A 23,886-nucleotide genomic window follows, 5' to 3' on the forward strand; every position below is an offset into this window, starting at 1 on the left:
ATGCGTGGGCGTCGGGGGAGCGGACCGGGGCCGGCGGCGGCGGTGCTGGGGGTGCTGCTCGCCGCCGTCGCGTCGGCGCAGGCGGTGCCGAGCGCTGGCGTGTGCGGCGTCTGCCATCGGGACGAGGCGCTGGCGTACACGTTTCCGGACGGGCACGCGGCGGCGCTCGACTGCATCGCCTGCCATGCCGACCGGCGGCCGGACCGCGTCGGCCGCCGGCATCGCACGATCCCGACCTGCGACACCTGCCACGCCGGCGTGGTGCAGGGGCATCCGGAGAAGGCGGCGGCGCGCACCGGCCGCCGGCAGACGCGCAACTGCCTCGGCTGCCACGACCCGCACGGCGGCAGCAACCTCGACCTGATCGCCCCCCTGGTGCGCTCGCGCGGCAAGCTGCGCGCCGTGACGTTCACGAGCACGGCCGGCCTCGCGCCGGACAGCTTCGCCGACCCGACCCGTCCGGGGCACGGGCTGTGCGAGACCTGCCACACGAAGACCGAGTTCTACACTCGCAAGGGGCAGGGGGCGCCGCACTTCACCGAGGACTGCACGCTCTGCCACGACCACGCCGCCGCCTTCGCGCCGGTGGCGACGCCGCAGAACTGCGCCCTCTGCCACGGCACCGAGGCGGCGAAGCTGGCGATGCCGAGCGGCCACAGCGGCCGCGCCTGCGAGAGCTGCCACGCGACCGTGAGCCCGACGCCCGGCCCGGGGCATCAGAGCGCCGAGGCCTGCCGGACCTGCCATCCCGCCAACCAGACGCACGCGCCCGGCGGCGCCGGCATGCCCTGCACGCAGTGCCACGACCCGCACGGCTCGACCAACATCGACCTCGTCCTGCAGACGATCCAGACGCCGAGCGGCGGCCTGCGCCCGATCGTCTTCGACAACCTCGACGGCCGCGCCGACGGCAGCTTCGCGAGCGCCTCGGCGCCGGGCACCGGCGTCTGCGAGATCTGCCACACGACGACGCAGTTCTATCGCGCCGACGGTACGGGGGCGCCGCACTTCACGTTCTCCTGCCTGCCGTGCCACCGGCACGCCGCGGGGTTCGAGCCGTGAGGCGCGCGCTCCTCGTCCTCGTCGCCGCGCTCGCCGCGTGCGGCCCCGGCACGGGGCCGGGCATGACGCCGATGAAGGCCGAGCCGGTGCCGCCGCCCGACCCCGCGGCGTTCGCCGGCCCCGAGGTCTGCGCCGCCTGCCATCCCGACTGGAACGAGAGCTACCTCGCGACGCCGCACGCAGGCGTCCTCGACGATCCGGCGCGGCCGCCGGAGCAGCGCGCCTGCGAGGCGTGCCACGGCCCCGGCCAGGCGCACGTCGACGGCGGGGGCGGCGAGGCGGGCAACCTGCAGACGTTCGCCGAGACGGAGCCGGCGCGTGAGCGCGCGGCGCCGTGCCTGCGCTGCCACGCCGCCGATCCCGCCCTCTACCACTTCGACGGCAGCGCCCACGCCGCCGCCGAGGTCGCCTGCACCGACTGCCACGACCCGCACGGCGGCATCGGCCGCCTGATGCTGAAGGCGACCGATCCGATCCCCGAGCCGCTGCGCGGGCCGAGCTTCCGCGCGCGCGAGGTGACGACGGCGCTCTGCCAGCACTGTCACCCCGCGGTGCGCTCGCAGTTCGCGCTGCCCGAGCACCACAAGGTGCCCGAGGGCGTGATGTCGTGCACCGACTGCCACCAGCCGCACGGCAGCACCGACCACGCGCTCCTGCGCGACACCGGCCAGACGACCTGCGTGCGCTGCCACGGCGAGGTCGAGGGACCGTTCGTCTTCGAGCACATCGGCCTGACGCTCGAGGGCTGCGGGGGCTGTCACGAGCCGCACGGCAGCGTGAACCGCCATCTGCTGCGCTTCCAGCAGGTCGCGCAGCTCTGCTACCAATGCCATGCCGGCACGCCGGCGAGCCACAGGCAGCCGAGCTATCGCGACTGCACGAGCTGCCACGTCGCCATCCACGGATCCAACAGCGATCCGCGCTTCCTGGAGCCGTGATGCGAAGGCGGGTCGTGGCGGCGCTCGCGGTGCTCGTGCTGGTCGCACGCAGCGGCCGCGCCGAGGAGCCGCCGCCCGAGCCGCGGCTGCCGTACCGGCTGACGGGCGCGGTCTCGGCCGGCTACCGTCTGGTCGACGTCGACGGCTCGGGCAACCGCTACGACGAGGACTACAACCTGCACTCGGGCGGGCGCCTGTTCCTCTTCTCGCTCGACGGCGAGGCCCACGATCCCGCCAAGGTCCCCGTCGACCGCTTCCACCTCGAGGTCGACACGCCCGGCGACGAGCCAGTGTCGCGCTTCGTGCTCACCGCCGAGGAGGGCAAGCTCTGGGACCTGCGCGTCGACTTCACGCGCTCGCAGTACTTCTACGACCAGCCGCAGCTCTTCCGCGCCGGCGTGCCGGGCAACGTGCGCCTCGCCGACCTCCACGCCTTCGACGTCACGCGCACGAACGGCATCGCGCAGCTGCGTGTCCGCCCCGAGGGCTGGCCGACGCTGATCGCGGGCTACCGCCTCTACGAGCGCGACGGCGGCGGCACGTCGACGGTGACGGTGCCGGGCGGCGGCCTGTTCGTCGTGCGTGCACCGCAGCGCCAGGTGACGCACGTCGGCAGCCTCGGCGCCGAGTTCACGACGCTCGGCACGGCGTTCTTCCTCGAGCAGGAGTATCGCTACGTCGCCCGCAGCTACGGCCTGCACGGGCCGCGCGACACCGACGGCGTCGACCCGGCCGAGGGATTCACGCTGGCGAGCTGGCAGAGCACCGCCGACGACCACATCCAGATCCCGATCACGCGCGTGCGGGTACGCCGGCCGGTCGGCGACCGCCTCGAGCTGACCGGCGGCTACGTCTACGCCCACGCCGGGCTCACCTACGACCGCACGCGCTACCGCGACGGCACCAGCGCCATTCCGGACGACGACGGGCCGTCGACGCGCATCGACGCGAGCAGCGCGTCGCTCGACACGCAGCTCCTCGATCTCGGCGCCAGCTACCGCCTGGCCCGCATGGCGACGCTGCGCCTGTCGTATCGCTACGACGACCGCGAGCAGGACGGCGACCTCGACGCGCTCCTCGATCCCGGTCGCCTGCGGACGGCGACGGATTACCACGTGCGCCTCCATCGCGTGACCTCCGACGTCGAGGTGCGTCCCGCGAAGTCGCTGGCGATGCGCGCCGGCGTGCAGTGGGCGCGCCGCGACGCCGCCTTCTCGATCGCCGACCAGAGCGTGTCGACCGACGTCCTCGGCGCGGTCGCCGAAGCGCGCTGGAAGCCGTGGCGCTTCCTCGACGGCTACCTGCGCTACGACCACGTCACGATCGACGACCCGTGGACGATCCCCGGCGACGGGCAGGGCGCGCCGGCGGTGCCGTCGCGCCAGATCGCCTACACCTTCGACAACCGCGGCGCCGCCGGCCTGCGCGCGCGCCCGCGCGACTGGATGCAGCTGGCCTACGACTTCACCGCCGACAGCTTCGAGAACGCCGACTTCCGGGGCCGCGTGCAGCGCTTCGCGAACACGGTGTCGGTGAGCCTGACGCCGCTCCCGGGCCTCACGGCCTTCGCCGGCTACACGCGGCGCGACCTCGACCTCAGCAACCTCGTCTATCTCGCCCCGCGCTACCGCCCGCAGACGTCGCTCCAGCGCGGCAGCGAGGACGTCATCACGAGCACGCTCACCTACGACTTCACGCTCGCAGGCTACGGCTGGTCGACGGGCTGGAACGTCGTGTGGGTCGATTCGAAGGACACGCTGGCGCCGAGCTTCGAGCCCGGGCTGCCGGCGAACGAGCGCTTCGACGTGAGCCGCATCGACGCCGGCATGTTCCTCACCTTCCGGCATCCCATCGTCGAGCCCGGCATCGAGGTGCGGCACGTGACCTTCGCGGAGCCGTCGCGACCCCGCAACGACTACGAAGCCACCATCGTCACGTTCCGGCTGACGCGGCGGTTCGACTTCTGACGCCCGGCGCGGCGGCGCCGGGCGCGGGCCCGCGCCGGCACGGGCGCCGAATCGACGGCTGGCGGCCGTCTCGCGACCGCAGGTGCAATTCGCGGCTGACCCCGAGGCTGCGGGCGGGTACCCTGTCGTCGTGCCGCAGATCTCGCAGACGCCGGGCTCGTCGCCCCGGCGCCCTGGCCGCTCCCACCTCGCAGTCGCCGTGCTTTCGTTGCTGCTCGCCGCCGGGCCAGCGGTCGCCGCCGCGGAGCGCGCGCGCCCGTCCGTGCTGCTCGTCGTGCTCGACACGGTCCGCGCCGACGCGGTCTCCGCGTACGGCCACGTCGACGGCACCACGCCGGTCCTCGACGAGCTCGCCCGCACGGGCATCCGCTACCAGCGCGCCTACGCCGCCGGCAGCTGGACGGTGCCGTCGCACGCGGCGATGTTCACGGGCCTGCGGCCCAGCGTGACGGGAACGCTGCGGGCGGGGACGTCGTTCGCCGGCCGCCATCGCACGCTCGCCACTGCGGTGATGCTCGCGGGCTACGACACCGCCGGCTTCTCCGAGAACCCGTGGCTGAGCGAGGAGCTCGGCTTCCACGAGGGCTTCGCGCGCTTCGAGAATCTCGCGGCGCCGCAGCTCTGGCGCGACGGCGGCCCGCCCCCGCGCGACCTGGCGGATCGGGTCGGGACGTGGCTCAGCCGTCGCGATCCGACGCGCCCATTCTTCGTCTTCGTCAACATCATGGACGCGCACGACCCGTATCCCGTGAGCACCGACAATCCGTTCCTGGCGCCCTGGGTCTCGCTCGACGACGCCCAGCGCGCGGTCGAGGAGCACGGCGGGCTGCGCTGCGCCACCGACGGGCGCGAGGACGACATCGCCCTGCTGCGCCGGCTCTACCTGCACGGCGTGCAGCTCGCCGACCAGAAGCTGGGGCGCGTGCTCGACGTCGTGCGGCGCCAGCGTCCGGACGATGCCCTCCGCGTGATCGTCCTGTCCGACCACGGCGAGCACTTCGGCGAGCGCCGGCGCATCGTGCACGACGTCGGGCTGTCCGAGGCGCTGATCCACGTGCCGCTCGTGATCCACGGTGTGCCCGGTCCCCCGGCGGTGATCGACCAGCCGGTGCCCACCGCGGACGTGTTCGGCACCGTCGTCGCATGGACCGGCGCGTGGGCGAGCGGGCCCGGGCGTCCGCTGCCGACGCGCCCGGACGCTCCGGGTCCGGCGAGCCCGGTCGTGGCGGAGTACGAGGATCCGCTCTCGGACGTGCTGCGCCTCGAGCCGCCGGCCACCATCCTCCACGAGACGCTGGTGCGCGAGCAGCGCCTGCTCTGCCGTCCCGAGGATCGTGCGGACGGCAGCCGGCGCGCCGTCATCGCCTTCCCGTACAAGCTGATCGCCTTCGAGGGGCAGCCGCCGGAGCTGTACGACCTCGGCGCCGATCCGACCGAGCGCCACGACCTCGCCGCGACGCATCCGGAGGTCGTGCGGCGACTCTTCGGGGCGCTGCCGCCCTTCGGCACCCCGGGCCTGCCGCGCACGTCCACGCCGCCCGTCGACGCCCGTCGCAGCGAGCAGCTGCGCGCGCTCGGCTACGTCGTGCCCTGACGGCGCCTCAGGCGGCCGGCGGGTTGTGCGGGCTGGCGTCGAGCCGGCGCCAGCGCAGCGGGACGGCGGCGGCGCGCTCGCGCACGGCGGCGACGTCGAAGTCGACCATGCGCTCGGCGCCGGGCACGGTGTCGGCCCGGGCGGCGTCCCAGTCGGCGCGGGCGGTCCCGGATAGCTGGAGGACGTCGCCGCGCTCGAAGTCGAGCACGAGGAGGCCGGCGCGCGGATCGACCGCGAGGTTGCCGAGGGTCTGGAACATGGCGTTGCCCGCGTAGTCGGGCCACGCGAGCGCGCCGCCGTCGGCGCGCACGCGCACGAAGCCGGGGGTGCCGCCGCGGTGCGAGGCGTCCGGTCCGGCGTCGGCATGCAGCGTGGCGACGAAGAAGGTGTCGGTGCGCGCCAGGCGGGCGGCCTGCTCCGGCGTCAGCGTTGCGCCGGCGGCGACGGGGCCGGGCACGGCGTCGGCGCCGGTGGCGTCGTGCAGCGGGACGCGGCGCTGGATGTATCGCGGGCAGTTGCCGTAGACCTGACGCGGGCGCACGCGCAAGCCGCCGGACGCGGGCATCGCGTCGCCGTTGACGCGCAGGCGACGCCGGTTGGCGGGATCGAAGACGACGAGGCCGACCGGCCCGCCGTGCGCCAGGCGCGCCGCGAGGGGATCGTCCGGGGCGACGGTCGTCGCCACGTGGAGGAGGCCGTCGGGACCGACGTCGAGGAACCCGGGCGGACCGCTGAGCGGCGAAGCCCAGAGGCGTCCCTCGAGGTCGGCCGCCGCGACGATCGCGAGCCGCAGCTCGGCGAGCGCTTCGGCCGCGCCCGCCGGGAACGCGGGGCGGATGCCGTTGCCGACCTTGTCGGCCATGTGGCGGACGCCGGCGCGGTCCTGCACCGCGCGCTCTCCGGCGTGGAAGGGCGACGCCATGTGCGGTTTCTGGCGTGCCGAGTCGGCCCTGTCCATGCCCGGACGTTGACAGCCGCCCCGCGGCCACCGACGATGGCCGCCGCCGTCATGCCGCGAACCCGTGCGTCCGCCGCCCCCCGCCCCGTGCCCGCCCGGACGCATCGTCGGGTCGCGCGCGCGACCGAGGCGCCGGCGCCGCGCTACCTGAACCGCGAGCTCAGCTGGCTCGAGTTCAACCGGCGCGTGCTGGCCGAAGCGGAGAGCACGAAGAACCCGCCGCTCGAGCGGTGCCGATTCCTCTCCATCTTCGAGTCGAACCTCGACGAGTTCTACATGGTGCGCGTCTCCGGCCTGATCGAGCAGGTCGAGGGCGGCGTCGTCGAGCCGTCGCCCGACGGCCTCTCGCCGGAGGAGCAGCTGGCGCGTATCGCCGCGCTGGTGCCGCCCATGCGCCATGCGGCGAGCCAGGTGTGGACGACCGAGCTGCGGCCGGCGCTCGCCGAGCACGGCGTCGAGGTGCTGCCCTGGGCCGAGCTGACGGCGCGCCGGCAGAGCGAGCTGCGCCGCTGGTTCGAGCGCGAGGTCTTCCCGGTCTGTACGCCGCTCGTGCTCGATCCGGCGCCGTCGGTGCCCTTCATCTCGAACCGCAGCCTCAATCTCGGCGTGCTCGTCGACGACGGCGGCGAGCGCCCGAAGCTGGCGCGCGTGAAGATCCCGACGGTCCTGCCGCGCCTGGTCCGGGTCGGCCGCCGTGGCCACGTCTTCGTGCTGCTGGAAGACGTCGTGCGCCGGCACCTCGACCACCTCTTTCCCGACGTGCCGATCGTCGCGGCGGCGCGGTTCCGCGTCGTGCGCGATGCCGACGTCGAAATCCGCGAGCTCGAAGCCGGCGACCTCGTCGACATGATCGAGGAGACGATCCGCCGCCGGCGGTTCGGCGAGCCGGTGCGGCTCGACGTCGGCGAGGAGACCACCGCCGACGTTCGCGATCGCCTCACCGCTCTCCTCGAGCTCGACGCCGAGGACGTCAACCGCATCGAGGGCCTGCTCGGGCTCGACGTGCTCGGCGAGCTGGCCGACCTGTCGATCCCGGCGGCGCGCTGGCCCACGCACAAGGCCCACGCCGCCGACGCGATCTGCCGCGCCGAGGCGCTCTTCGCCACCGTCCGCCGCGGCGACGTGCTCGTGCATCACCCGTTCGACAGCTTCCGCTCGGTCGAGGCGATGGTCGAGGCCGCGGCGGCCGACCCGGCCGTCATCGGCATCAAGCAGACGCTGTATCGCGTGGGCGCGAAGTCGCCGATCGTCGAGGCGCTGCTCGAGGCCGCCGAGGAGGGCAAGCAGGTCGCCGTCATGGTCGAGCTGAAGGCGCGCTTCGACGAGAGCAACAACCTCGAGTGGGCGCGCGCGCTCGAGCGCGCGGGCGCGCACGTCACGTACGGCTTCCCGGAGCTGAAGACGCACGCGAAGCTGTGCCTCGTCGTGCGCCGCGAGGCGGGCGGCATCCGCACGTACGCGCACGTCGGCACCGGCAACTACAACCCGTCGACGGCGCGCCTGTACACCGACATCGGGCTCTTCACCTGCGATCCGGACGTCACGCAGGACATCCTCGAGCTGTTCAACTTCCTCACCGGCGTCTCGCGCCAGCGCGAGTACCGCCGCCTCCTCGTCGCCCCGGTGAATCTCCGTGAAGGCCTGCTCGAGCGCCTGGAGCGCGAGCGCGCACACGCCGAGACGGGGCGCCCGGCACGCGTCGTCCTCAAGCTGAACTCGCTGACGGATCCCGAGCTGATCGACGCGCTCTACGAGACCGCCGCCGCCGGCGCCGAGACCGATCTCGTGGTGCGCGGCATCTGCTGCCTGCGGCCGGGGATACCGGGCTTCAGCGAGCGCATCCGGGTGCGTTCGATCGTCGGCCGCTTCCTCGAGCACAGCCGCATCTACTGGTTCGAGAACGGCGGCACGCCCGAAGCCCTGATCGGCAGCGCCGACGTCATGGGCCGCAACCTCGACCGCCGTGTCGAGACGCTCGTGCCGATCACCCATCCGTCGCTGCTGCGGCACATTCGCGAGGGCATCCTGCAGCCCTACCTCGACGACAGCTCGAACGCCTGGGCGATGGCCGCCGACGGCACCTACCGTCGCTGCGAGCCGGCGCGCGGTGCGACGCCGTTCTCCGCGCAGGAGTGGCTCATCGCGCACGCGAGCACGATCGCGCTCGGGCTCGAAGCCCCTCCCGAGTGAGCGGCGGCGCCTACGCCGAGGCGCGCAGCCCGACGATGGGCAGCGCGCGCGGCAGCGTCACCGTGAAGATCGCGCCGCGCCCCGGCTCGCTCTCGAGCGCGACGGTGCCGCCGAGCTGCGAGACGAAGCGGCGCACGAGGTAGAGCCCGAGTCCGGTGCCGCCGTGCTGGCGCGTGTCCGAGCCGTCGGCCTGGCGGAACATCTCGAACACCACCTCCTGGTCCTCGGGGCGGATGCCGATGCCGGTGTCCGCGACGCGCAGCACGACGCGGTCGCCGTCGAGCGTCAGCGACGCCGACACCGAGCCGGTGGCGGTGAACTTGAGCGCGTTGCCGACGAGGTTGCGCACGACGACGGTCAGCTTGCGCGGATCGCTGGTCAGCTCGGCGCCGTCCGGCGCGGGGCGCCAGTGGAGGAGGACGCCCTCGTGCCGCGGCAGGCGAGCGCACGCGGCGCCGAGCTCGCGCCAGAAGACGGCGAGATCGAGCGTCGCGACGCGCACGTCGTCGCGCCCCGCCTCGATGCGCCCGATCTCGAGCGTGCTCTCGATCAGCTGGAGGAGGTCGCGGCCGGCGCCCTCGACGCGCCCGAGCGCGCTGCGGCGGTCGATGTCGGCGAGGCGCTCGTCGCGCGCCATCTCGACGTAGCCGAGGACGACGTTGAGCGGCGTGCGCAGCTCGTGCGACATCGTCGACAGGAACTCCGACTTCACGCGGCTCGCGGCCTGGAGGTCGGCGATGAGCCGCACGTTCTCGAGCGCGACGGCCGCCGCCTGCGCCGTGCCGAGCGCGAGCCGATGCTGGCGGCGCGTGAAGCGGCCGGGCCGCCGGCCGCGATAGCCGCTCAGCAGCATGCCGACCACCTCGCCGCGGCGGACGAGCGGGGCGGCGAGCATCGGCCCGACGTTCCAGCGGCGCAGGAGCCAGGCGGGCGCGAGGGCCTCGGCCTCCGCCCCGGCCAGCTCGACGAGCGTTCCGCGGCGCACGGCGGTGACGAGCGGGAACGTGTCCGCGGTGAACTCCACCTGCTCGATCTCGGCGACGATCTCGGGCGGCGAGCCGACGTTGGCGCGCAGGCGGAAGCTCTGGCGGCGCTCGTCCCACATGTAGGTGCTGCTCCAGTCGCAGGCGAGGACCTCGACGGCGAGGCGGTTGACGCGTTCGAGCACGTCGGGCGCGTCGAGGTGCGCGCCCAACGCCTGGCCGACGTGGAGCAGCGCCGCCGCGATCTCCGCTTCCTCCTCGGCGAGCCGCTGCGAGGTCGACAGCGCCGCCTCGGCCCGCTTGCGCTCGGTGATGTCGCGCAGGAAGCCGGTGAACACCGGCGGACCGTCGACGCGGATGCGCGTGACCGCCAGCTCGACCGGGAAGGTCGCGCCGTCCTCGCGCGCGGCGATGAGCTCGACGCGGTGGTCGAGCACGCCGGGATCGGCGGTCGCGAGCGCCTCGGAGACGGCGATCTGCTCGGGCGGCTGGAGGGCGGGCGGAAGCAGATCGTCGATCGTCGCGGTCCCGATGAGCGCCGCGTGCGCCCGTTCGAACGTGCGCTCGGCGGCCGGGTTGAACTCGAGGATGCGGCCGCGCTCGTCCATGGTGACGATGCCGTCGAGCGCCGATTCGAAGAGCGCACGATAGCGGGCCCCCGACGCCCGCCGATCGTCGCCCACGCGGCGCGCCGCGGCGGTGAACTCGTGCGCCATCTCGAGCGGCAGGCTGGCGATGCTGCCGGTGACCAGCACGGCGTCGCGTCCGGCCGCGAGCTCGTGGCAGGCGGCGCTGAGCTCGCGCACGGCGCGCCGCTCGTTCTCGGCCTGGAGCCAGCTGAGGCCGAGGGCGACGAGCCCCGAGAGGGCCACGAGCGCCAGGAAGGCGGGCGCGCCGTCCTCGACCGCGAGCCCGATCTCCATGGCGACGAGCAGCGCCGTCAGCGTCGGCACGACGGTCAGGCCGATGCGCCAGCCGCTGCCGATGACGAAGCCGTCGTAGCAGGCGAGGCCCGCGGCCGCGGCGGCGCGCCGGAGGTCGCGGCAGACCGGGCGCGTCAGCAGCTCGCCGAGCGCGAGGCTCGCGGTGACGTAGAGCAGCGTCGCGTAGCAGCCGCCGCGCACGATCACCCAGACGTTGGGCGACTCCGGTCCGGCGACGTGCCACTCGAGCAGCGCCGAGGTCGCGACCACGCAGAGGGACAGCACGAGCCCGACGCCCATGTCCCACACGGGAAAGCGCGTCGCCGCGTGCAGCGCCGTGCGCAGCATGAGCGCGTCCAGGCGAGCGAGATCGTCGCGCCGGGCGACGGCCTCGTCGAGGGCACGCAGGGCCGGAAACAGGGGCGGGACGCCGAGCCGCGCCCCGGCGCCGACCGCGAGCAGGTGCAGGACCGTCGCCAGGAGCAGCTGGACGACGAACGGCCAGCCGAAGATCCAGAGCGTCCCGGTGCCGGGCAGGTCGCCGGCCGCCCAGATGACGAGCGCCCCGTACCCGGCCGCCGGCCACGCGGTCGCCGTGGTGGCCAGCGCGACCAGTGAGGCCCAGGGCCACGGCGTCCGCCCCGGACGCATCGCACCTGTCCCGGTCGCGGGCATCCGACGCCCAAGCAACCGACGTGCCTCCGGCTGCGGACGCCGGGACCCGCGCCGGCGAGGGCCGAGGCCTCGCGGCCGTGGCGACGGTGTCGAGATCTTGACGCCACCGCGACGGCGATGGCACCGGCGCGTCGGGCGGTACGACCTTCGCCGGATGGACGGTGGGGCGCGGCGGCAGGTAGCTTCGTCCGCGTGACGAGGCCGCACGCCATCGCCGCCGGCCGTCTCCTCGGCGGGCTCTTGCTCGCGTGGCCGGCCGTCGCGACCGGATGGGAGCGCACGCTCGCGTTCGCTCGCGAGGTCGCGGAGCTCGGTGCGCCGGTGCTCGGGGCGCGGCAGTAGCTCGTCGTCCCGCTGACGACCGGCGACCGCGCCACGCGTCTCCGGTTCGTCGTGGCCGCGGTGTCGGTGCGTGACGGCACGCCCGCGTGGACGCGCGTCGTCGACGATCCCGCCGGCACCGCGTCGAGCGCGCGCGCGGTCGGCGTGGATCGCCGCGGCGACGTGTTCGCGGGCGGATACACCGGTGACCACGACGGCGGGAGCGCGTCGTCACCGTCGCCGGCGCCGGCAGCGGCATCACGATCGGCGCCTTCCCCCCTCACGAAGGTGCGCCGGCGACCGCCCCCTACCTCTGCGGTCCGCCCCCCCGCTGACGCCGTCAGCCCACCAGGTCCGCGAGCCGTGCCACCTCGTCCGGATCCGCGGTGGTCGGCGCCAGGATCACCTCGTCCGCGCCCGCGTCGCGGGCGCGGGCGACGGCGTCGCGCACCGCGCCGGCGCCGATCGTCGGCACGAGCCGGATCAGGCCTTCGGCCGCACGGCCCATGAAGTCGAGATAGCGGCGGAGGTAGGCGTCCATCTGGGCACGCGCGTCGGGGCCGAGCGCGACGAAGGTGCCGGTGACGAGCCGCGGCGGCGCCGGACGGCCGGCGTCGCGCCAGGCGTCGCGGGCGATGCCGAAGGCGTAGTCGAGCTCCTCGCGGGCGAGCGTGAAGGAGAAGCCGCAGAGGCCGTCGGCCCAGCGCGCGGCGCGTGCGATCGCGGGCGGGAAGATCGAGCCCGCGAGGATCGTGGGGCCGCCGGGCTGGAGCGGTGCGGGCTCGACCGGGCGGAGCGCGCCGGGAACGACCGTCTCGCCCGCCCACACGCGGCGCATGCGGGCGACCTGACGCTCCAGGCGTCGCGGGCGTGTCCGGTCCCACTGCGCGCCGAGGGCGGCGTAGTCCTCCTCGCGCCCGCCGACGCCCACGCCGACGACGACGCGCCCGCCCGAGACCACGTCGAGGGTCGCGATCTGCTTCGCCGCCAGCACCTCGGGGTGCATGGGCAGGACGAGCACGTTGTAGAGGAGGCGCACGCGACGCGTCCACGCGGCGGCGGCGCCGAGCGTGACCGTCAGCTCGGGGTTCGGGAAGTTGATGCGCTCGCCGACGGCGAGGGTCGAGAACGGGCCCTCGTCGATGCTGCGACACCAGGCCTCGAGACGCCCGCGGTCGAGGCCGGGCACCATGACGGGGAGGTTCAGGCCGATCTCCATCGCGCGCCGTTCTACCGGGTCGCGCGGCTCGCGGGCCAGGCGCGGTGCGACGTAGAAGGCGGCATGACCTACGAGACCCTGACCCTGGAGCACGACGGCCCGATCACCCGCGTCTGGCTGAACCGCCCGCAGAAGCTGAACGCGCTCGGGCCGGCCGCGCTCGAAGAGATCGTCGCGGCGTTCGAGGCGCTCCAGCGCCGCTTCGAGACCCAGGTGGTGGTGCTGGGCGGGCGCGGGCGCGCGTTCTGCGCCGGCGCCGACCGTACCGATCCGCCGGCACGGCTGGCGCGCGGCTCGGGCGCCGGGCCGCGCGAGCGCCGGTGGGTGTCGCAGCTCGGCCGCCGCGCGCTGCAGGCGATCGAGCGCCTCGAGGCGATCACGATCGCGCGGCTGCACGGCCACGTGATCGGCGGCGGCGTGGTGCTCGCGATGGCGTGCGACTTCCGCCTCGCCGCGCACGACGCGCTCCTGCACGTGCCGGAAGTCGACCTCGGCATCCCGCTCACCTGGGGCGCCGTACCGCGGCTCATCCGGGAGCTCGGCATGGCGCGCGCGAAGGAGGTGATCCTCCTCTGCGACCGCCTCGACGCCGCGCGCAGCGAGCGCCTCGGCCTGGTGAACGCCGTGGTCGCCGCCGACGCGCTCGACGCGACGGTCGACGACTGGGCGCGGCGGCTCGCCGCCAAGCCGGCGTGGGCGGTCCACATGACGAAGACGCAGTTCCAGGCCTACGCCCACGCGGCGCCGCTGGGCGACGTCACCGCCACGGACGGCGACCTCCTCACCGCCGCCGGCGCGGAGGATCCGAGCTGCTTCGCGCTGCCGCCGCGCGGGCGCCGCTGGCCGCGGGGCGGGACCGGGCCCCGGGCGCCTTCAGGCCATCGCCTTGAAGTGATGCTTGCTGATGCGCAGCGAGCGGATGCGCGAGTCGAGCGTCGAGGCCGGCAGCCCGAGCCGCGCCGCGGCCCCGCCGGGGCCGGAGACGCGCCCGCGGGTCGCCGCCAACGCCGCCTCGATGAGCGCGCGCTCCTGGCTCGCGAGCTGCTCGAACAACGGTCCCGGCACCTCCGCCGGTGCGGGCGACGCCGGCGGCGGCACGAGCCAGCGCGGATCGACCGTGCAGAGGTCGCCGTCGCACAGGATGACCGAGCGCTCGATGACGTTCTCGAGCTCGCGGACGTTGCCCGGCCACGGATAGGCTTCGAGGCGCTGGAGCGAGAGCGGCTCGATGCCGCGGATCGTCTTGCCGGCGCGCTGCGCGTAGCGCTCGAGGAAGAAGGCGGCGAGGGCGCGCACGTCCTCGCGTCGCTCGCGCAGGGGCGGCATCTCGATCGGAAAGACGTTCAGGCGGTAGTAGAGGTCGCTGCGGAAGGCGCCCGCGGCGATGGCCGCGCCGAGGTCGCGATTGGTCGCGGCGATGATGCGGACGTCGGTGCGGATCGGCTGCGAGCCGCCGACGCGCTCGAACTCGCGCTCCTGGAGCACCCGCAGCAGGGCGATCTGCATCTCGAGCGGCAGCTCGCCGACCTCGTCGAGGAAGAGCGTGCCGCCGTGCGCCAGCTCGAACCGGCCGAGACGTCGCTGGAGCGCGCCGGTGAAGGCCCCGCGCTCGTGGCCGAACAGCTCGGAGGCGATCAGCGCCGCGGGCGTCGCGGCGCAGTTGATGCTCACGAACGGGCCCGCGGCGCGCTGGGAGCGGCTGCGGATCGCCCGCGCGATCAGCTCCTTCCCGGTGCCGGTCTCGCCGGTGACGAGCACCGTCGCGTCGGTGGGCGCGACCCGCTGCGCCCGCGCCAGCACGCCGCGCAGCGCCGGGGACGCGCCGACGATGTCGTCGAAGACGAACCCGACCGCGGGGGCCTTCCGCGGCGCGGTCCGCGCGTGGAAGGGGGTGACCACACGCGCGCGCGAGGCGAGCGCTCCGGTGCTGCTGATGCTCATGGGACGAGTCCTCCACCTGCCGTCGGTGTCGCGAGCACCGTTCGGAGCACGCGCAACAGAGTGTCCTTCGCGACCGGCTTCCGCAGCACGTCGACCGCCCCGGCGGCCCGTGCCTGGCGCTCTTCCTCCTCCGTGGCGAGCGCCGTCAGGAACACGATCGGTAGTCCCGGCCGACTCTCCACGAGCCGCCGCTGGAGCCCGAGCCCCCCCAGACCCGGCATCCGTACGTCGAGCAACACACACGCCACCCCGCCGCCGCCGTCGGTGAGGAAGTCCTCCGCCGACTCGAACCCCTGCGTCCGATACCCGTGCGCCCGCACCAGCCGACACGTCGACTGCCGCACCGACGCGTCGTCGTCGACGATCGCGACCAGCGGTGCGGCGGCGGTGGAGTCGTTGCTCATGTCGAGGCGGAACGTAGCGGGCCGCCGGGCGGACGGGTAGCTGTCCCTTGGGACAGGGGAGCAGCGCGGAGCACGATCCGGCCATGCTCGATGACGGCAGTCGGCACGCGCGGAGCGCGCCGCGATCGCCAGGCGAGCGCGCGCCCGTGACGTCGGCGCGCGCCCGGCGCGGTCACCCCGTGCCGACGCCCAGCTCGCCCGCCATGCGCACCAGATCCGCCAGCGACCCCGCCTCCATCTTTCGCATGATGTGCGCGCGGTGGAACTTCACCGTGCGCTCCGTCGTCTGGAGCTCCCAGGCGACCTGCTTGTTGAGGAGGCCGGCGACGATCAGGCGCATGACTTCCCGCTCGCGCGGCGTGAGGGAGTCGTAGCGGTGGCGCAGGGAGACGGTGGCGGTGTGGGCGCGGTGGGCGGCGTGGGCGCGGGCGAGGGCGTCCTGGATGGCGGCGAGGAGGTCGTCGGGGCGGAAGGGCTTGGTCAGGAACTCGACGGCGCCGGCCTTCATCGCGCGGACGGTCATGGGGATGTCGCCGTGGCCGGTCATGAAGACGATCGGGAAATGGACGCCGGCGAGGGTGAGCTGCTGCTGCAGATCGAGGCCGTTCAGGTCGGGCAGGCGGACGTCGAGGACGAGGCAGGCCGGGACGTCCGGGCGCGGACCGTCGAGGAACTCGCGGGCCGAGGCGAAGCTCTGCACGCGCAGGCCGGCGGCGCGGACGAGGCGCTCGGTCGAGCGGCGCACCGAGGGGTCGTCCTCGACGACGAAGACGATCGCGTCCGCGTCAGCCATGGGCGTCCGCCGCGGCGGGCAGGGTGAACGCGAAGGTCGCGCCCGGGCCCTGGTTCGCCTCCGCCCAGAGTCGGCCACCGTGGGCTTCGACGATGGTGCGGCAGATGGCGAGGCCCATGCCCATGCCGTTCGACTTCGTCGTGTAGAAGGCGTCGAAGAGACGGGCGATCTGCACCGTGCCGAGGCCCGCGCCGCGGTCGGCGACGCGCACGGTGGCGGCGGGCGACCCGTGATGGACGTCGCGGCGGATGCTGATCCGCAGGACGCGCTCCGACGGCGGGGTCGCGTGCATGGCGTCCATGCCGTTCACGAGCAGGTTCAGGAGGACCTGCTGGAGCTCGACGCGATCCGCGCACACGATCGGCACGTCGGCGTCGGCGTCGACGTCGAGGCAGACCTCGCGGGCCGCGACGTCGGCCGCGGTGAGGGCGACGACGTCGGCCGTCACGTCGGTGAGCCGCAGCGGGATCTTCTCGGGGGTCGAGCGCGTCGCGAGGGCGCGGACGCGGGCGATGATGGCGCTCGCGCGCTCGGCGTCGTGGACGATGTCGCCGAGGGCGTCGCGGACCTCCGCCAGGGCCGGCCCGTCGGGCAGGAGGCCGAGGCAGGCGTTGGCGTTGTTGGCGATGGCGGCCAGCGGCTGGTTCACCTCGTGGGCGAACGACGCGGTGACCTCGCCGAGGGTCGACACCCGCGTCACGCGGGCCAGCTCGGCCTCGGCGAGCCGCTGCGCCTCCTCGGCACGCTTGCGGTCGGTGACGTCGTTGTTGATCTCGAGGATGCCGGTGGGCACGCCGTGCTCGTCGCGCTGGAGCGACCACCGGCTCGCGACGACGATGGTGCTGCCGTCGCGGCGGCGGTGGACGATCTCGCCCTCCCAGCGGTCCTGGGCGAGCGTGATCGCGTGGATGGACTCGAGCGAGATGGGGAAGGTCGTACGCAGCAGCACGTGGCTCACCTGGCCTAGGGCCTCCGCGGCGGTCCATCCGTACGCCGCCTCCGCGCCCCGATTCCAGTACGTGATGCGGTGGTCGCGGTCGCGTACGAGCACGGCGTCGTGCGCGAGGCTCAGGAGGGTGGCCTGGCGGCGGATCTCCGCCTCGGCCCGCTGCCGCTCGCTCGCCTCGCGCCGCAGCTCGACGTTCGCCCGGCGCAGCTCGGCGGTGCGCTCCTGGACCCGCTGCTCGAGGTCGTCGTGCGCGCCGAGGAGCGAGAGCTGCGCGCGCCGTCGCTGGCCGATGAGCAGGCTGAGGATGAAGGCGAAGATCGCGAAGACGATGCAGTAGGCGACCTGGCTCGGCAGCATCGACCAGGTGCGCAGGGGCGCCAGGAAGAAGAAGGCGAGGGCCAGGATCGAGAGCAGCACCGCGACCACGCCGGGGCCTCCGCCGCCGAACCAGATCGCCGCGGCGACGGCCATGAGGAAGAGGAAGCCCTCGAGGTCGAAGGCGCGCAGCGCGAGCGAGACGGCGAGCGCCAGCGCCACGCAGGCGACGCCGTAGGCGTATCGGGTCAGGGCGGGCCGTTCGGGCGGCCTCATCCGCGTTCCCGCGGGCGCCGCCGGACGCGCCTCGGATCGTTCATGTGGGGCGGCGTATGAGGTGGGGGCGGTCCGGGCAAGAGGGGTCGGGAAAAGGGGCGGGCAAACGGCGAGGAGGCGATTGGGTACGCAGGCGCCACCGTGCGGGGACCGGACACGCCCGCCCGCACAGATGCCCGCCGGAGCGCGTGACCCTCGCGGCCACTTCGACTATCAGCCCCCGACATGCCCCCGCAGACCAGCGCTCGCAGCGGCGGGCAGGCGGCCCGCCGGACCGCCGTGGCGGTGGGCCTCCTCGTCACCGCGGGGCTCGTCCCGCTGCACCTCGCCTACGTGCGGCACGCCGGGGCGCTGTGGCGCGACGAGGTCAACAGCGTCAACGTCGCCGGGCTGCCGAGCCTCGCCGAGGTGGTCGCGCACAGCCACCTCGACTCGTTCCCCGTCGCCTGGGTGCTCGTCCTGCACGGCTGGATCCGTGCCGGCCTCGGGGAGACGGACGCGGATCTGCGGCGCATCGGCCTCGTCGTCGGCGCCGCGATCCTGGCCGCCGTGTGGTGGAGTGGGCGGCGGCTCGGGCTCGCCGCGCCGCTCGTGACGCTGCTCCTCCTGGCGTCGAGCCCGAACACCATCGTCTACGGCGACGAGGTGCGCGGCTACGGGCTCGGCGTCGTCGGCATCGTCTGGTGCCTCGGAGCGCTGTGGGCGTTCGTCGAGACGCCGGGATGGCGCCGCTTCGCGGTCGCGCAGGCGGCGGCGATCCTCGCGGTGCAGGCGTACTTCGGCAACTGCTTCCTCCTGCTCGCGCTCTGCCTGGGCGCGGCGGCGGTGTGCCTGCGGCGGCGCACCTGGCGCCTCGCCGGCGCGGTGCTGGGCCTCGGCGCCGCGGCGGCGGCGTCGATGCTCGTGAACCTGCCGTCGGTGCGCTACGCGGCCGAGCTGGCGCCGGTCGAGCAGGGCACGTACGGCGCGAGCTGGTTCGTGACCATGCTCGCCGGCGCGCTCGCGCCCGAGGTGCCGGTACTCGCCTGGGCGTGGGCGACGGCGGGGCTGCTCGGCGTCGCCGGATGCCTGCTCGCCGTCGAGGCACGGGACCGCGAGCGCGCGCTCTACGTCGGGGTCGCGGTGGTCGCCGCGCTCGCGGGCTACCTCGCGTATCTCTCCTACATCAGCGTGCGCACGCAGTTCTGGTACTACCTGCCGCTGATGGCGGTGACGGCGCTCGGGTGCGACGTCGGCACCGCGCTGCTTGCGCGCCGGGTGCCGCGCGGCGAGCTGATCCGGGCCGGTGCGGTGGTGCTCGTCGCGCTGCTGGCGGCGCGCGACGTCGCCGCGGCGACGCGCGTGCGCATGACCAACCTCGATCTGGTCGCCGAGGCGATCGCGCGCGAGGCGCGGCCGAACGACCTCGTCGTCGTGCTGCCGTGGTACTGCGGCATCACGTTCCAGCGCTACTACCGCGGCGCCGCGCCCTGGATCACGTTGCCCGACTTCCCCGAGCACCGCTTCCACCTGCACGCCGAGGTGAAGGCGAAGCTGCGTCTCGGCAACGCCGCCGTCGCGCCCGAGCTGGCACGCGTCGAGCGGACGCTGCGCGACGGCGGTCGCGTGTGGCTGGTCGGCATCCCGCCGGCGCCGCCGCCGGGCACGGAGCCCGCGACCCTGCCGCCGGCCCCCGAGGGGCCCGAGGGCTGGCGCGCGGCGCCGTATCTCGACACCTGGGAGCTGATGCTGGGCGCGCTCCTCCAGGCCCATTCCGTCGACGCGTGGAAGCTCGGGCTGCCGGACGCCGGGCCGCTCAACTACTGGGAGAACCTACCGCTCCTGCGCGTGGAGGGCTGGCGGTCGTGAGCCGGCCCTACTTCCGCATCTACGGCGACTATCGCGAGCCCGCGCCGGTCTTCTACGCGCGCGCCGAGTGCCCCTGGCTCGACCAGGTCGAACGCCACTGGACGACGATCCGCGACGAGTACGCGGCCCACGTCGCGCGCCACCGCCTGCGCGAGAGCTTCGTCCCCGACGACGTCGAGATCCACGGCTGGCGCAGCGTCAACTTCGTCACCTACCGCCACTGGTATCGTCACAACTGCGCGCACTTCCCGCGCACGGTGGCGCTGTTGCGCGCCATTCCGCACCTCACCTCCGCCTTCATCAACCTGCTCGAGCCGCAGGCGCGGCTGCCGCCGCACAACGGCGACACGAACGCGACCTACCGCTGCCATCTCGGCCTCGTCGTCCCCGGCGACGCCGACGCCTGCGGTCTCGAGGTCGGCGGCCAGCGGCGCGGCTGGCGCGAGGGCGAGGCGTTCGCGTTCAACGAGGCGTATCGTCATCGGGTGTGGAACGACACCGATCGCGACCGCGTCGTCATGGTGTTCGACGTCCTCCGTCCCGAGTTCCGCGACCGCTCGCTGGCGATCTGCGGCGACGTGCTCGGCGCCATGACGCTCACGATGCTGGAGACACGGCTGCCGCCGCTGCGGCGGCTGCCGGCGACGGCACGGCGCGGCCTCCATCGCCTGCTCGGCCTCGGAGCGCGCGCCGCCCTCGTCCTCGGGGACGGGGCCCGATGAGGCCGCTGCTGGCGATGACCGTGGCCGAGCTCGCCGTCGTGCTCGGCAGCCGGTCGCGGGCGCTCGCGCTCGGCCGCTGGCTCTGGTCGCGCGCGACGCTGCCCGCGGCCCTCCCCGAGACGCTGCCCGCGGTGGGGGCGCGCGCGCTGGCGGCGCTCGCGGCGGCGGCCGTGCTGGAGCCCCCGACGGTCGCGCGCCGCGAGCGCGCCGCCGACGGCACGACGAAGTACGCGCTCGCGCTGCCTGGCGCCGAGGTCGAGACGGTGCGTATCCCGGGGCCGCGGCGCAGCACCGTCTGCGTCTCGAGCCAGGCCGGCTGCACGCGCGCCTGCGCGTTCTGCGCGACGGCCACCCTCGGCTTCCGCCGCCAGCTGCACGCGGGCGAGATGCTGGCGCAGGTCTTCGTCGCGCGCGCCGGCGCCGATGCGCAGGCCCCCGTGCGCAACGTCGTCTTCATGGGCATGGGCGAGCCGATGGACAACCTCGACGCCGTGCTGCGCGCCGTGGCGGTGCTGACCGGACCGCCGCTCCAGCTGCGGGCCGAGCGCGTGACGGTGTCGACGTCGGGCGTCCTGCCCGGCATGCGCCGCTTCCTCGCCGCGTCGCCGGCGAGCCTCGCGCTCTCGTTGAACGCGACCACCGACGAGACGCGCCGGCGGCTCATGCCGCAGACGCGGACCTGGCCGATCGCGGCGCTGCTGGGCGCGCTGCGCGACGACGCGGCGCGTACGCCGGGGCGCGTGCACTTCGTCGAGTACGTGCTCTTCGCCGGCGTGAACGACGGCGACGACGACGCCGACCGCCTGGTCGCGCTGCTCGCCGGCATTCCGGCGCGGGTGAACCTGATCGCGCACAACCCGCACCCGGGGAGCACGCTGGTCCCGCCGTCGCCGGCGCGTGTGCTCGCATTCCAGCGGCGGGTGGCGGGGGCGGGCGTGCGCTGTCTCGTGCGTTGGCCGCGGGGACGCGACATCGCCGCCGCCTGCGGCCAGCTGGCGCTCGCGTCGTCGCGCGGCGTCAGAGCGTGACCTGCGCCTTGCGGCGCAGGAACGGCCGCTCGATGCCGAGGTAGGTGAGCGTCGACCCGGCGAGGACGAGGACCATGATCGGGACCGCGGCGAGCAGGCCGTCGCGGTTCCAGCCCTCGGGTCGCAGGCCGAGGTGCTCGGCGAGCGGCCAGAGGAAGAAGTGGAGCAGCGGCATGTGCCAGAGGTAGATCGAGTACGACAGCACGCCGAGGCCCATGAGGGCGCGGCTTCGGAACAGCGGCCCGATGCGCAGCGGGGCGAGCAGCACGAGCAGGACGACGAGCGCCCAGCAGAGGCCCTCGGGCGCGTGCCAGACGACCACCGGCGGCATCGCGGCCGTGCCGTCCCGGAATCCCAGCACCCAGAGCAGCAGCGTGCCCAGCGCCAGGAGCACGAGGAGCAGCAGGAGGTCGCTGGCGCCGTTGCGCAGCCAGGGCGTGGCCGCGGCGCGGGCGCGCAGCGCCGCGCCGTGGCGCTCGTAGAGCCATGCGGCGGCGATGCCGGCGAGGAACACCCAGCCGCGGCCGAAGACCGAGTGCGCGATGCGGAAGGTCGCCAGGAACGACATCGGAACGAGTCCGGCGAGCCAGGCGCCGTACGCGATCAGGTAGACGACGAGGAGTGCCGCGGCGAGGCGCGGCCGCACGGCGACCGCCGGCAGGAACGGCAGCAGCACGTAGAACTGCGCTTCGGTCGCGAGGCTCCAGAGGACGTTGGTGAAGGGCGGCGCCGGCATCGCCACCGGCAGGAGGCCGTTCGCGAAGACGGCGTACGAGAGCATCGGGAGCGGCGATCGGCCGGCGGCGACCAGATGGATCGTGGTGACGGCGAGCAGCGTCCAGTAGAGGGGCAGGATGCGCAGCGCGCGGCGTCGCGCATAGTGGCCGCGGTTCACACGGCGTCCGCCGCGCGCTTCGGCGAAGAACGGCAGCGCCAGCAGGAAGCCGCTCAGCACGAAGAACAGGGTGACGCCGGTGTCGCCGCTGCGGATGAACGCGCGCCACGGCGTCGTCACGGTCGTGCGCGTCTCGATCCCGGCGAGCTCGAGGGGCATGCTCAGGATGCGGTCGGTATGGAAGGCGACGACCAGCAGGACGGCGACGCCGCGCAGCGCCTCGAGCTCCGGGAGGAAGCCGCTCGACCGGACGCCGGTCGGTGCGGCAGGGACGTGCGATGGGACGAGCGCCAAACGGGGAGGGGGTACCGAAGCGGATCGTCGTCGGCAAGCAATGTGATAGGGCGGAGGGACGATGGGGCTCGAATGGATCGTGTTGGTGGCCTGCTTCTGTCTCGCGACCTCGCTCGTGCTCGCCTGGTGCCTGACGGCGGTCCGGGGCCTGCGCCTGCCGGCCGCGCAGCGGCTCTTTCCCGACTCGCAGAACCTCCTGCGAGCGCACATCGACTTCCTCCTGATGGCGCTCCTGCTCTTCGTCGCATACCTGATGTTCGAATCGCTCGGGGTCGTGCCGCCGGCCGTGGTGCTGGCGGCGATGTGCATCGGCTCGGTGACGAACCCCGCCGCGTTCGTCGCCCTGGCGATCGATCCGAGCCTCGGCCGCGAGCCGGGGGGACCGTTCGCCGCCGCCGTCGGGATCAGCTTCGTCGTCACGACGGTGGGATATCTCGGCGCCGTCTGGTGGATCGGCCGGGCAGCCTGGGCCGGTTTCGCCACCTGACCGGCACATTTCGCTCGAACTCCGGCCGCGAGGGCGTTACCACGGGGTATGGGTTCGATCCGGCTCCGCATGGCATCTGCGGCCCTCCTGATGAGCTTTCTGGCTGCGTTGCTTGTCGTCGGCAGCCCCGCGACGGCGTCGGCGGCGTCGGAATGTCGGCGGAGCTGCGCCGCGAGCAAGCGCACCTGCCTCCGCGGAGCGAAGGGCATCTTCCGCTCGGCGAAGAGCCAGTGCGCGCTCGGCACCGACCGCAAGCCGTGTGTCCGCCGGGCCCGGACCGAGCTGCAGTCCTTCAAGCAGGGATGCGGCACGGCGCTGCGTGCCTGCCGCAGCTGCTGCGCCGCCGGCACGGGCCCGGCGGCCGCCGCGTGCGCGGGGCCGGGGACGCCGGTCGACACCTCGTCGCTCTGTCCCGAGGCCCGCGGCGGTCTCGCGGCCTACTGGGACTGGCTGAACGGGGTCTTCCATCCGCTCGCGCAGATCCCGACGGCGGGCCTCGGATGGACCCCGTTCCAGCACACCGGCTATCCGCTGCTGGGGTTCCTCTACCCGCCGGGCTGGTCGCCGTTCCAGCTGGCCGCCGAGCAGAGCGTCGGCGTCGAGCTCTACCGCGGCGACGGCGCCGCGGTCTGGCGCTTCTACGGCACCTGGGGCGACGTCAGCCGGGGCGTCCGGAGCCTGCGCGACGCCGAAGTCGGGGGCGCGCTCCAGTACCTCGGCAATCCGGGCCCCGTGCGCACCGTGTGCGTGAACGAGGCGCAGGCGACGCTGGCGCCCGGCATCTTCGCGGCGGGGTCCAACATCGCGGTCGAGGCGGGCGCGTTCACCGTCATCACCATCGCACGCACGACGATGATGGACGGGCTCGCGGGCGGGCAGGTGATCTGGAACACGATCGTCGTGCCGACGGCCGAGCTCGATCGGCTCGTCTTCGACGTCTTCCTGCCGATCCACTTCCAGCTCTTCGTCGGGCGCAGCACCCAGGACAGCGATCTCGACGGCGTACCGGACTCGATCGACGCTGCCCCGGGCGACCCGACGCGGAGCTGAGCCGCGGCCGGGCCGGTGGAGACGGTGCCGCGCGGGACCGCCGTCTCCACCGGC

General features: G+C 74.2%; 19 protein-coding genes. 11 read left to right on the forward strand and 8 right to left on the reverse strand.

The genetic code is table 11. The features are described from left to right. The 4 genes from KIT14_07060 to KIT14_07075 all read left to right on the forward strand — a co-directional run bounded on the left by KIT14_07060 (position 1) and on the right by KIT14_07075 (position 5,561). Complete coding sequence (locus KIT14_07060) at positions 1-1,062, forward strand: hypothetical protein (GenBank protein MCW5890296.1); 1,062 nt, start codon at positions 1-3, stop codon at positions 1,060-1,062. Further along, a complete protein-coding gene (locus tag KIT14_07065) occupies positions 1,059-2,000 on the forward strand; it encodes a DmsE family decaheme c-type cytochrome (protein ID MCW5890297.1) in 942 nt (313 codons plus the stop codon). The genes KIT14_07060 and KIT14_07065 overlap by 4 nt, the downstream gene beginning before the upstream one ends. Beyond that, a complete protein-coding gene (locus KIT14_07070; GenBank protein MCW5890298.1) occupies positions 2,000-3,967 on the forward strand; it encodes a hypothetical protein in 1,968 nt (655 codons plus the stop codon). Before KIT14_07065 ends, KIT14_07070 begins: the two co-directional genes overlap by 1 nt. 199 nt (positions 3,968-4,166) lie before the next feature. Beyond that, positions 4,167-5,561 (forward strand): sulfatase, encoded by a 1,395-nt coding sequence (locus tag KIT14_07075; protein ID MCW5890299.1) that lies wholly within the window; start codon positions 4,167-4,169, stop codon positions 5,559-5,561. 7 nt (positions 5,562-5,568) lie between these two features. On the opposite strand, the gene KIT14_07080 is transcribed toward KIT14_07075, so the two are convergent. Then, positions 5,569-6,483, reverse strand: coding sequence for a pyridoxamine 5'-phosphate oxidase family protein (locus KIT14_07080; GenBank protein ID MCW5890300.1), 915 nt, complete (start codon positions 6,481-6,483; stop codon positions 5,569-5,571). An 87-nt stretch (positions 6,484-6,570) separates the two neighbouring features. Between KIT14_07080 and ppk1 the strand changes: the two genes are divergently transcribed. Next, on the forward strand, positions 6,571-8,709 hold the full coding sequence (ppk1, locus tag KIT14_07085; protein MCW5890301.1) for a polyphosphate kinase 1: 2,139 nt from the start codon (positions 6,571-6,573) through the stop codon (positions 8,707-8,709). A gap of 10 nt (positions 8,710-8,719) precedes the next feature. On the opposite strand, the gene KIT14_07090 is transcribed toward ppk1, so the two are convergent. Beyond that, positions 8,720-11,266 (reverse strand): PAS domain-containing sensor histidine kinase, encoded by a 2,547-nt coding sequence (locus KIT14_07090; GenBank protein MCW5890302.1) that lies wholly within the window; start codon positions 11,264-11,266, stop codon positions 8,720-8,722. Positions 11,267-11,482: 216 nt separating this feature from the next. Here KIT14_07090 and KIT14_07095 point away from each other — a divergent pair, with 216 nt between their 5' ends. Next, positions 11,483-11,632 (forward strand): hypothetical protein, encoded by a 150-nt coding sequence (locus KIT14_07095; GenBank protein ID MCW5890303.1) that lies wholly within the window; start codon positions 11,483-11,485, stop codon positions 11,630-11,632. Positions 11,633-11,951: 319 nt separating this feature from the next. Here the strand turns inward: KIT14_07095 and KIT14_07100 are convergent, their stop codons facing one another. The 5 genes from KIT14_07100 to KIT14_07120 form a co-directional block, all read right to left on the reverse strand. Next, a complete protein-coding gene (locus KIT14_07100) occupies positions 11,952-13,304 on the reverse strand; it encodes an LLM class flavin-dependent oxidoreductase (GenBank protein ID MCW5890304.1) in 1,353 nt (450 codons plus the stop codon). Positions 13,305-13,703: 399 nt separating this feature from the next. Beyond that, positions 13,704-14,771, reverse strand: a complete 1,068-nt coding sequence (locus KIT14_07105; protein ID MCW5890305.1) for a sigma 54-interacting transcriptional regulator — start codon at positions 14,769-14,771, stop codon at positions 13,704-13,706. Beyond that, positions 14,768-15,175 carry a response regulator gene (locus KIT14_07110; GenBank protein ID MCW5890306.1) on the reverse strand — a complete coding sequence of 136 codons (408 nt, stop codon included), beginning with the start codon at positions 15,173-15,175 and terminating at the stop codon, positions 14,768-14,770. Before KIT14_07110 ends, KIT14_07105 begins: the two co-directional genes overlap by 4 nt. Before the next feature lie 172 nt (positions 15,176-15,347). Further along, positions 15,348-15,968 carry a response regulator transcription factor gene (locus KIT14_07115; GenBank protein MCW5890307.1) on the reverse strand — a complete coding sequence of 207 codons (621 nt, stop codon included), beginning with the start codon at positions 15,966-15,968 and terminating at the stop codon, positions 15,348-15,350. Further along, positions 15,961-17,508, reverse strand: a complete 1,548-nt coding sequence (locus tag KIT14_07120; GenBank protein MCW5890308.1) for a PAS domain S-box protein — start codon at positions 17,506-17,508, stop codon at positions 15,961-15,963. Before KIT14_07120 ends, KIT14_07115 begins: the two co-directional genes overlap by 8 nt. Positions 17,509-17,733: 225 nt before the next feature. Between KIT14_07120 and KIT14_07125 the strand changes: the two genes are divergently transcribed. From KIT14_07125 to KIT14_07135, 3 genes are read left to right on the forward strand one after another with little or no spacing between them, the layout of a single operon-like run. Continuing rightward, positions 17,734-19,356 carry a hypothetical protein gene (locus KIT14_07125; protein ID MCW5890309.1) on the forward strand — a complete coding sequence of 541 codons (1,623 nt, stop codon included), beginning with the start codon at positions 17,734-17,736 and terminating at the stop codon, positions 19,354-19,356. Then, positions 19,353-20,078, forward strand: coding sequence for an aspartyl/asparaginyl beta-hydroxylase domain-containing protein (locus KIT14_07130; protein ID MCW5890310.1), 726 nt, complete (start codon positions 19,353-19,355; stop codon positions 20,076-20,078). The genes KIT14_07125 and KIT14_07130 overlap by 4 nt, the downstream gene beginning before the upstream one ends. After that, on the forward strand, positions 20,075-21,106 hold the full coding sequence (locus tag KIT14_07135) for a 23S rRNA (adenine(2503)-C(2))-methyltransferase RlmN (GenBank protein ID MCW5890311.1): 1,032 nt from the start codon (positions 20,075-20,077) through the stop codon (positions 21,104-21,106). Before KIT14_07130 ends, KIT14_07135 begins: the two co-directional genes overlap by 4 nt. On the opposite strand, the gene KIT14_07140 is transcribed toward KIT14_07135, so the two are convergent. Next, on the reverse strand, positions 21,096-22,295 hold the full coding sequence (locus tag KIT14_07140) for an acyltransferase (GenBank protein ID MCW5890312.1): 1,200 nt from the start codon (positions 22,293-22,295) through the stop codon (positions 21,096-21,098). The two genes, KIT14_07135 and KIT14_07140, sit on opposite strands and share 11 nt — an antisense overlap. A 61-nt stretch (positions 22,296-22,356) precedes the next feature. Between KIT14_07140 and KIT14_07145 the strand changes: the two genes are divergently transcribed. Both KIT14_07145 and KIT14_07150 read left to right on the forward strand, forming a co-directional pair. After that, on the forward strand, positions 22,357-22,782 hold the full coding sequence (locus KIT14_07145) for a hypothetical protein (protein MCW5890313.1): 426 nt from the start codon (positions 22,357-22,359) through the stop codon (positions 22,780-22,782). Positions 22,783-22,872: 90 nt separating this feature from the next. Then, complete coding sequence (locus KIT14_07150; GenBank protein ID MCW5890314.1) at positions 22,873-23,832, forward strand: hypothetical protein; 960 nt, start codon at positions 22,873-22,875, stop codon at positions 23,830-23,832. Positions 23,833-23,886 lie beyond the last annotated feature (54 nt).

This window comes from bacterium (assembly GCA_026129405.1).
Taxonomy (GTDB): domain Bacteria; phylum Desulfobacterota; class Binatia; order DP-6; family DP-6; genus JAHCID01.

Bases quoted from the DNA above. Each gene is read 5' to 3' on its own strand.
- KIT14_07060 (MCW5890296.1), top strand. From the start codon at position 1: ATGCGTGGGCGTCGGGGGAGCGGACCGGGGCCGGCGGCGGCGGTGCTG.
- KIT14_07070 (MCW5890298.1), top strand. From the start codon at position 2,000: ATGCGAAGGCGGGTCGTGGCGGCGCTCGCGGTGCTCGTGCTGGTCGCA.
- KIT14_07080 (MCW5890300.1), bottom strand. From the start codon at position 6,483: ATGGCGTCGCCCTTCCACGCCGGAGAGCGCGCGGTGCAGGACCGCGCC.
- ppk1 (MCW5890301.1), top strand. From the start codon at position 6,571: ATGCCGCGAACCCGTGCGTCCGCCGCCCCCCGCCCCGTGCCCGCCCGG.
- KIT14_07090 (MCW5890302.1), bottom strand. From the start codon at position 11,266: ATGCGTCCGGGGCGGACGCCGTGGCCCTGGGCCTCACTGGTCGCGCTG.
- KIT14_07105 (MCW5890305.1), bottom strand. From the start codon at position 14,771: ATGAGCATCAGCAGCACCGGAGCGCTCGCCTCGCGCGCGCGTGTGGTC.
- KIT14_07110 (MCW5890306.1), bottom strand. From the start codon at position 15,175: ATGAGCAACGACTCCACCGCCGCCGCACCGCTGGTCGCGATCGTCGAC.
- KIT14_07115 (MCW5890307.1), bottom strand. From the start codon at position 15,968: ATGGCTGACGCGGACGCGATCGTCTTCGTCGTCGAGGACGACCCCTCG.
- KIT14_07120 (MCW5890308.1), bottom strand. From the start codon at position 17,508: ATGAGGCCGCCCGAACGGCCCGCCCTGACCCGATACGCCTACGGCGTC.
- KIT14_07125 (MCW5890309.1), top strand. From the start codon at position 17,734: ATGCCCCCGCAGACCAGCGCTCGCAGCGGCGGGCAGGCGGCCCGCCGG.
- KIT14_07135 (MCW5890311.1), top strand. From the start codon at position 20,075: ATGAGGCCGCTGCTGGCGATGACCGTGGCCGAGCTCGCCGTCGTGCTC.
- KIT14_07145 (MCW5890313.1), top strand. From the start codon at position 22,357: ATGGGGCTCGAATGGATCGTGTTGGTGGCCTGCTTCTGTCTCGCGACC.
- KIT14_07150 (MCW5890314.1), top strand. From the start codon at position 22,873: ATGAGCTTTCTGGCTGCGTTGCTTGTCGTCGGCAGCCCCGCGACGGCG.